We start from the raw sequence: 1,354 nt of genomic DNA on the forward strand, positions 1-1,354 counted from the left end.
TTTCTGTTACCTACTTGGGTGAGAGCTTTACACTTAATCATTTTATTGGATTTTTACTGATTGGCGCTGGTGCATTATTTATTTTTAAAGGTCCTTTTTAATCATCAAATAACATTCTTCTTATTAATTCATCATACAACAAAACTTTTTTATCTAACCTCTTCAAAAAAAGATGAGGTTATGAACTTTTTTATACAAAAAAAACTAAAATTTATTATATATAAAAGCATGATATTCACTTTTATTAAGAGATATACTCTTCTTTATTCATTTATATAAAATATATCTCTATTTTATAATAAATTTTACACTCTATAACAAATTTTCTTCTTGAATATTGTTTTTCATTGGGAGCATAATAACGCCACTAAAAAGAGTTACGTTTTTCTACTAACTCTCTTTTAGCAAAGCTTCATTAAACAAACTTTCTATACTTTAGCGTCAGATAAAACGGTATCTGGTATGAGCAAACATTCTAACGACTTTATTTATATGCAGGATAATCCCTGTATGCACTGTGGTGCTTGTTGCGCCTATTTTAGAGTTTCTTTCTATTGGGCTGAAATAGTAAGTGGTGGTGGTGTGGTTCCTGATGAATTAACAGAGCCTTTGACTCCGTTTCTTTCTTGTATGAAAGGCACTAATTCTAAACAGCCTCGTTGTGAAAAATTAGTTGGCGAAGTAGGTGAATGTGTAAGCTGTTCTATCTATGAACAACGCCCTTCTCCTTGTCGTGAGTTTGCACAATCTTGGGAAAATGGCATACCAAATGAAGCATGTGATAGAGCAAGAGCCGCGTATGGACTTCCACCTTTAACTGAAATATCCCTTCCTCATTCCGCATAAAGTATCAGAGGGGATATCCCCTCCTGATCATGATGTACCTCACATCTTGACAAAAATTCCAATAAAAAAAGAAAAATGAACAAGAAAACCCTTAATAAATAATATGTTAGTTTGACATTGTTATTAAATAAGCTAGTATAGATAGCAATCTGTTAATAACATTTATTTTAGTGAGGTTTTTTATTTAAATTAATCCATATTTAGGAGGTCTTTATGATCGGTAGTTCCTTTTTCATTCTTTTTCTTTCCCTTATTTGTTCTATTGCTGTCGTTAGTATGTTATTAGGTGGCTTAGAGGATTGACTATGAATATTTCAGATGAAAATATTCTTACCCAAAAATAACGCCCATACTGATTTATAAAAATAAGTATGGGCGTCTTACTGTCTAGTTATTAATAATTTTGAATAATTGTTATTTTTTTTACATAAAAATAAAAGCATCGACATTAATACGTATAATGTCCTGTTATTTTCCATGAAAATAATACATCCTCAGCAACTTGTCC

Annotated in this window: 1 protein-coding gene; it reads left to right on the top strand. The window is 30.8% G+C overall.

Annotated elements, in window-relative coordinates:
* Positions 1–462 precede the first annotated feature (462 nt).
* The gene (locus tag M983_RS16520; protein WP_066753596.1) at positions 463–846 is read left to right on the top strand and encodes a YkgJ family cysteine cluster protein; all 384 of its coding nucleotides are present in this window, start codon (positions 463–465) and stop codon (positions 844–846) included.
* The last annotated feature ends 508 nt before the right edge of the window (positions 847–1,354 follow it).

This window comes from Proteus myxofaciens ATCC 19692, assembly GCF_001654855.1.
GTDB classification, from domain to species: domain Bacteria; phylum Pseudomonadota; class Gammaproteobacteria; order Enterobacterales; family Enterobacteriaceae; genus Proteus; species Proteus myxofaciens.

Excerpts from the sequence above, each read along its gene's own strand:
- M983_RS16520 (WP_066753596.1), top strand. The coding sequence starts at position 463 with ATGAGCAAACATTCTAACGACTTTATTTATATGCAGGATAATCCCTGT.